At 49.8% G+C, this 7,427-nt stretch carries 5 protein-coding genes and 1 pseudogene; 4 read left to right on the plus strand and 2 right to left on the minus strand.

Annotation, left to right across the window (positions count from 1 at the left end):
* Positions 1-11: 11 nt before the first annotated feature.
* Positions 12-1,244: a site-specific integrase gene (locus ABUA47_RS12065; protein ID WP_349831623.1), complete on the minus strand. Its 1,233-nt coding sequence runs from the start codon at positions 1,242-1,244 to the stop codon at positions 12-14.
* A 495-nt stretch (positions 1,245-1,739) separates the two neighbouring features.
* Between ABUA47_RS12065 and ABUA47_RS12070 the strand changes: the two genes are divergently transcribed.
* The gene (locus ABUA47_RS12070; RefSeq protein ID WP_005830632.1) at positions 1,740-2,219 is read left to right on the plus strand and encodes a DsbA family protein; all 480 of its coding nucleotides are present in this window, start codon (positions 1,740-1,742) and stop codon (positions 2,217-2,219) included.
* A 71-nt stretch (positions 2,220-2,290) separates the two neighbouring features.
* On the opposite strand, the gene ABUA47_RS12075 is transcribed toward ABUA47_RS12070, so the two are convergent.
* Positions 2,291-2,782: a 3'-5' exonuclease gene (locus ABUA47_RS12075; protein WP_349831624.1), complete on the minus strand. Its 492-nt coding sequence runs from the start codon at positions 2,780-2,782 to the stop codon at positions 2,291-2,293.
* A 106-nt stretch (positions 2,783-2,888) separates the two neighbouring features.
* Between ABUA47_RS12075 and ABUA47_RS12080 the strand changes: the two genes are divergently transcribed.
* The 3 genes and pseudogenes from ABUA47_RS12080 to ABUA47_RS12090 form a co-directional block, all read left to right on the plus strand.
* Entirely contained in the window at positions 2,889-3,428 is a 540-nt protein-coding gene (locus ABUA47_RS12080; RefSeq protein WP_005834443.1) for an NUDIX domain-containing protein, read from the plus strand.
* 104 nt (positions 3,429-3,532) lie between these two features.
* The gene (locus tag ABUA47_RS12085; protein WP_035447158.1) at positions 3,533-6,577 is read left to right on the plus strand and encodes a tetratricopeptide repeat protein; all 3,045 of its coding nucleotides are present in this window, start codon (positions 3,533-3,535) and stop codon (positions 6,575-6,577) included.
* Positions 6,578-6,592: 15 nt separating this feature from the next.
* Positions 6,593-7,427 (plus strand): annotated as a pseudogene (locus ABUA47_RS12090) (TonB-dependent receptor); the annotation flags it as partial.

Genomic DNA, 7,427 nt, shown 5'->3' on the forward strand with positions numbered 1-7,427 from the left:
TCTGTTTTTAATTAGATGGCTCGGCAGATATTCTTCTCCATGTTCTCCAACTTGTGCGACAAGGTTTCCATGTCTTGGCTTATCTTCTGGGCGGTGATTTTGGCGTAAATTTGGGTGGTTTTTATGTTCGTGTGTCCCAAAAGGCGGCTCACCGTTTCGATGGGTACGCCGTGCGACAGAAGTACGGTCGTGGCGTTCGTGTGGCGTGCCACATGGTAGGTCAAACGTACCTTGAAGCCGCATTGTCTGCCTATATCTTTGAGTATCTTGTTGCAGCTTCCGTTACTCGGAACGGGGAAAACATGACCGTCCCTTGCCAGCCCCTTGTACTTTTCGATGATACGCTTGGGAACGTCCAAAAGGCGGATGTTTGATTCGGTGTTGGTCTTCTTTCTTCGGGTGATTATCCACAGGTTGCCGTCGAAGAATGTTTGCAGGCGGTCGACGGTGAGGTTCTTCACGTCCGAATACGCCAAACCCGTGAAAACAGAAAAGACGAACAAGTCCCGTACAAGCTCGTGGGTGGCGTTCTTCATCGGTGCGTCCATGAGCGTCTGTATCTCCGTTTGGGTGAGGTAGCCCCTATCCACGCTTTCGGGAGAGTTGATATATCCGGCAAAGGGATTGAACGGCAAACGCCCGTTGTTCCTTGCAATGGAAACGATGTGTTTCAACACAATCATGTAGCCCCACACGGTATTGGTGCGGCATTTCTTCTCCGTGCGCAGAAAATACTCGAAATCGTTGATGAACGTGAGGTTGAGTTCCTTTAACGGAATATCCTCACGCCTGTAGGTATGGGGCAAAAACTCCCGAATATGGTTGCAGACCGTCCGATAACGGGTAAATGTACCCTGCGCCCTGCTGTGCCCGACTTTCTTCTCAAACTCGGCGTTGTGCTGCTCGAACAGTTTCAGCAAAGTTTCCTGCTTGACGCCGATACCGAGATAGGCGTCTTTGAGTTTGGCGGCGGTAACATAACCGTCCGTCTGCATTAACTCTTGATAGCGGCGGTTTACCTCCACACGGATTTTATCTACCGCAAGGTTGATTTTCTGTGCTTCGACGCTCTTGCCCGAAGCACGGCTGTTCTTCACGTCCCACAACCGTGGGGGAACGTCCATCTTGCAACTGAACTGTTTAATCTCGCCGTCCACCGTGATACGGCACATTAAAGGCAGGTTGCCGTTCGGCTTCTCGCTGCCTTTCTTCACGTAAAATAATACCTTGAATGTACTTCGCATAACTCACTCCTTTTTTTGATTACAAAATTAGTTATTAGTGAGTTACCGACAGCTATGTAAATCTACGCAAAACGCAGAAACAGAACTGTTTAGCAAGAAATCTGCACCCGTTACGGGAGTAACGAGGTGGTAACTGAACTTCTGCACCGTTTGGCTTCGAGGTGGTATTTCGTTGGCTCTGTCCCATAGAAAAACAAAGCGTAACGAACGCTCTATCAGCTAATTCGCTACGCTTTGCCCAAATTTACTTTTTCGCTATGTGTTTATTTTATGTAATCACTCATTTTTTTTAAATATAGGCAATAGGTTATAGCATAGGACTTTCCATGTCGTCAAATGGCTAAATACAACGTTAAAAAAAGTCGTTCAGTCCCGTTAAAGCACCATGCCGTTTTTAAGTGTTGTAACTTCGCACCGTGGTCACAAAGAAACAGGTCTCGCTAACTGACGAGTGAACGAAACCGCAAGTAACAACCATTAAAAACAAAAAACATTATGGCATTTCGTTATGTAGTAAAAAAGAGAATGGTAGGCATTGGTACCAAAACCGAGAAGTATGTAGCTGCTTCTTATTCCGTAGCAAATATTGATTTTGATAGATTATGCGACCAGGTGACCAGTCAAGGGATGGTGCCAAGAGGTATCGTAAAAGCCGTATTGGACGGTATGATTGACGCACTCTGCACCTATGCCAGCATCGGTGCAACCGTACGGCTGGGAGACTTCGGAAGCCTCCGACCGGGATTGAACGGCAAAAGCCAGGAGGATGCAAAGTCTGTAACGGCTGATGTCGTTTACCGCCAGAAACTGATTTTCGTGCCGGGACAACGTTTGAAGAACATGATGAAACAATCGGGCATCACACGATTGGTAACCGGCTCTGAAATCGTGCCGGACAATGAAGAAAATCCCGGAGGAAACGAAAGCGGAGGCGGCGGCAATGATGGTGACCAAGGTGAAAATCCATTAGGATAAACTGATAGAGTTTTATCAAGGAAACAAACAATTCCACAGAGGAGGCTTCATGACAAGTCTCCTCTGTTTATTTATATGACCTGTTTCGCTATCCATGCACAAGCCTCAGCATCAGCCAACGCATGATGATGATGTTCCAACTGATAGCCACAGCAAACAGCCACTGTATGCAACTGATAGTTAGGCAATCCCTTTATAGCACGACGTGATGCCTGCAAAGTACAATACAACTCATAATCCGGATAATCCATGCAGTAAGTACGGAAAACAGCTTTCAGGCAGCTTTCATCAAAGGCCTTGTTGTGCGCTACCAATGGCAAGCCTTCAATGCGTGGAGCTATTTCCTGCCACACAACGGGAAAGATAGGAGCATCCTGGGTATCTGCCAACGTCAGACCATGCACGCGGGTATTCCAATAAGTGTAATACTCCGGTTCGGGACGGATGAGGCTATAATAATGGTCCACAATCTCTCCATCACGTACGATAACCACTCCTACACTACAAACGCTGGTACGCTGTTCGTTGGCCGTTTCAAAATCAATGGCAGCAAAATCTTTCATCCGATATGGTTTTATAGTCGCCAAAGATACGAAAAATTCACTCTGTTCCTTTCATTCTACACCTGGTTTCCATTATCTTTGTCCCCCGGACAAAGGCTAAAATATCATGGAACATCCACTTTCGCAATTCAAATATTGTCCGAAATGCGGTTCAGCCCATTTCGAAGTTCATAACGAGAAGTCGAAGCAGTGCGCCGACTGCGGTTTCGTCTACTACTTCAACCCCTCTTCCGCCACCGTCGCCTTGATACTGAACGAGCGCGACGAGCTGTTGGTGTGCCGCCGCGCCAAAGAGCCTGCCAAAGGGACGCTGGACCTCCCCGGAGGCTTCATCGACATGACCGAGACCGGTGAGGAAGGCGTTGCCCGCGAAGTAAGAGAAGAAACCGGCATGAAGGTGGCAAAGGCCGAATATCTCTTCTCCCTACCCAATATTTACATCTATTCCGGCTTCCCCGTACACACGCTGGATATGTTTTTCCGTTGTACGGTGGAGGACACCTTGCACTTCGAGGCGATGGACGACGCGGCAGACCTCTTCTTCCTCCCCTTAAAAGATATCCGTACGGAAGAGTTCGGACTCGGCTCCATCCGCAAAGGAGTGGGTATCTTCCTGGAAGACATACGGAAGAACAAAAGTGAATGATTATTCGTTCCTATTATGGTATATATCCTAAAAAAGCCAAACAAGTGTAACATTTCCGGGTTAAAACCCGTATTTTTGTAAAATACCTATTCTAACAAAAGAAGATGAAACATAAAATCTCCCGAATATTGTGCACAGCACTCTGTTGCGCACCTTTACTCGCCTCAGCACAAACAAGCGAGAAGAGTACTTCTCCCAAGCGACTCTACCAGGAAGGACAAACGCTGTTCCAGCAAAAGGCCTATGCTGCCGCCATCTCCCCGTTGCAAGCCTATGTACGCCAGATGAATGCAGACGGCAAGCCTCTGCCCGATACCGGCGAGCGGCAAGAAGCGGAATACATGCTGGTATGCGCCGCATACGAGCTCAGAGACCCCAAAAGCATAGACCTGCTCCGCGCCTTTCTGGACGAATATCCTGATACTCCCCATGCCAACCGCATCTATGCATTAATCGCCTCCTCCTATTTCTTCGAAGGCAATTATGACGATGCCCTCGCCATGTTCAACTCTGCCCGCCTCGACCTTCTGGGTACCGAGGAGCGTGACGACATGACCTACCGCCTTGCCACCTGCTATCTGAAGACGGGCAATGTAAAGGAAGCAGCCATCTGGTTCGAGACCCTGCGCAGCACCAGCAGGAAATATGCAGCGGACTGTGCTTACTACATCTCTTATATCCGATATACCCAAGGACGGTATGACGAAGCGCTCAGCGGTTTCCTGCCTTTGCAGGACAATGCCAAATACAAGGACTTGGTTCCCTATTACATCGCCGAAATCTATCTGTTGAAGAAGCAGTACGACAAGGCGGAAATCGTGGCGCAGAATGCACTGTCAGCCCATCCCGACGGTCTGAGCTACACCCACACGGCGGAGCTGAACCGTATCCTCGGTACAGCCGAATACCATTTCGGGAAGTATCACGAAGCCGTAAAGTCCTTCGGACAATATATAGAACACAATGCCGAATCTGCCGCTCATAGAAGGGATGCCCTTTACATGCTGGGAATGTCCTATTATCAATGCGGCGTGTATTCGCAAGTCCCCTCCGTCCTCGGCAGAGTGACTGCCGAAAACGATGCCCTTTCGCAGAACGCATACCTGCACATGGGACTGGCTTATCTGCAACTGGCAGACAAGACCAAAGCGCGTATGGCCTTCGAGCAGGCTGCCGCCTCCAACGCCGATATGAAAGTCAAGGAACAAGCCGCCTATAACTACGCCTTATGCATTCACGAGACCTCCTATTCCGCTTTCGGCGAATCGGTGACCGTCTTCGAGAAATTCCTGAACGAGTTCCCGAACTCTCCTTATGCCGAAAAGGTCAGCAACTACCTGGTGGAAGTATACATGAATACACGCAGCTATGATGCCGCACTCAAGTCCATCGACCGTATCTCCCATCCCAGCAAAGCCATTCTGGAAGCCAAACAAAAGATTCTGTTCCAACTCGGGACCCAGTCTTTTGCCAACACGCAGTTCGAACAAGCCATCGGTTACTTCAACCAAAGCGTCACGTTGGGGCAATACAACCTCCAGACCAAGGCAGACGCCCTCTACTGGCTCGGCGAGTCTTATTACCGCCTGAACCGGATGAGAGAAGCTGCCCGCAATTTCAACGAATATCTGTCACTCACCCGGCAGAGGGATACGGAAATGTTTGCCCTTGCCTACTATAACCTGGGCTACATCGCTTTCCACCAGAAAGACTATTCGACGGCAGAGAACCGTTTCCGCAACTTTGTCCAACTGGAGAAAGGCGAAAACCCGACCGCATTGGCAGATGCCTACAACCGCATCGGTGACTGTAACCTGCACGTCCGCCGTTTCGAGGAAGCCAAGCAATACTACGCCAAAGCCGAGAACCTGAACACTCCCGCCGGAGACTATGCCGTCTATCAATTAGCACTGGTATATGGCATGCAGAAAAACTATACGGAAAAGGTGAGCATGCTGGACCGACTTGCAGCCAAATATCCCAACTCGCCCTACGCCATCAATGCCCTCTACGAGAAGGGACGCTCCTACGTACAGAGCAACAACAGCCGCCAGGCTATCGCCACCTTCCGCGAGCTGCTTGCCAAATACCCCGAAAGCCCCGTCAGCCGTAAAGCCGCCGCCGAAATCGGTCTGCTTTACTACCAGAACGATGACTATGACCGTGCCATAGAAGCCTACAAGCATGTGGTCACCCAATATCCCGGAAGCGAGGAAGCCCGCCTTGCCATGCGCGACTTGAAGTCCATCTACGTAGATGCCAACCGCGTGGACGAGTTTGCCGCCCTTGCCGCCCAGATGCCGGGAGAAATCCGCTTCGAACCCAGTGAGCAAGACTCGCTGACTTACATCGCTGCCGAAAAAGTATATATGAAAGGCGAAGCCACACCTGCCAAAGAGAGCTTCACCCGTTATCTGCAAAGTTATCCGGGAGGCGCTTTCAGCCTGAATGCACACTACTACCTCTGCGTCATAGGCAAAGAGCAGAAAGATGAAGAGGCGGTATTGGAACATGCCGGAAAACTGCTGGAATACCCCGATAACCCATATTCTGAAGAGGCTTTGCTGATGCATGGAGAAATTCTGTTCAACCGCCAGCAATATGACCTGGCATTGGCCGACTACAAGAAATTGCAGGCCAAAGCCACCACGGCAGAGCGCCGCCAGCTTGGCGCTATCGGTGTACTGCGCTGTGGAGCACTGATGCATGATGATGCGGAAGTCATCAACGCCGCCACAGCCTTGCTTGCCGAAGCCAAGCTGTCTCCGGAGCTCCGGAACGAGGCGTTGTACTACCGTGCCAAGGCATACCTCAACCAGAAAGCCGACAAGAAGGCAATGGATGACCTTCAGCTGCTGGCCAAAGACACCCGTACCCTTTATGGAGCCGAAGCCAAATATCTGGTGGCATTACAATGGTACAATGCCGGTAATTATGCCTCTGCAGAAAAGGAAATCCTTAATTTCATCGACCAAAGCACACCGTATGCCTACTGGCTGGCACGCAGTTTCATCCTTCTGTCTGATGTATATGTAGCCATGGACAAGAAGCTCGATGCACGCCAATACCTATTGAGCCTGCAGCAGAACTACCAGGCCGACGACGATATAGCAAGCATGATTAACGAAAGACTGGAGAAATTGAAGTAAGAAATATAGCACATTATGAAAAAGATACAATATATCCTCGCAGGAACTATGCTTGTCTCCCTCTCTTTGGGAGCACAAGCCCAGACACAACCCCAAGACACCACCATGAACCGTACGGTAGTCGTGGAACAAGAATATAATCCGGACATCATGGATGCCTCCAAAGTGAACGTGCTTCCCAGGGTGGAACCTCCTACCGTCAGCAAAAAGGCGGTGGAATATGACGCCACCCTGATGCCGGCAACCCAAATCCCCGCAGGTATCATGCAAGCCTATACCGGAAAAGAGACGCAGGCGAAAGCGCTGCCCGGATATGTACGCTTGGGATACGGTAACTACGGTAACCTCGATGTACGCGCCAACTACCTCTTCTCTTTATCCCCCAAAGACCGCCTCAACCTGACATTCACAATGGATGGCATGGATGGCAAACTGGACTTGCCGGATAATGGCGGGAAGTGGAATTCATTCTACTACCGTACCCATGCTGCCATGGATTATGTACATGCCTTCAGCAAAGTCGATTTGAATATTGCCGGAAAGTTCAACCAAAGCAATTTCAACTTCCTGCCCGACTTCGTCAGCAACAAGCAGAAATTCGTTTCGGGTGATGTACATTTCGGGGTAAGTTCCACGAGCGACGATATGCCTCTCCAATTCCGTGCCGAAACCAGTTTGTTGGTCTACCAGCGCCAACACGACCTCATGGTGAGCAATATCAAAGAAAATATCGTGCGTACCAAAGCCGATGTCACCGGTTCCATCTCCGATGAGCAGACCATCGGCATGGCTTTTGCCATGGACAATACATTCTACAGCGACGGACGTTTCGAGAATCACACCGACGTAG

This window comes from Bacteroides sp. RTP31139st1_H2_RTP31139_211217 (assembly GCF_040227615.1).
In the GTDB taxonomy this organism is placed as follows: Bacteria; Bacteroidota; Bacteroidia; order Bacteroidales; family Bacteroidaceae; genus Bacteroides; species Bacteroides uniformis.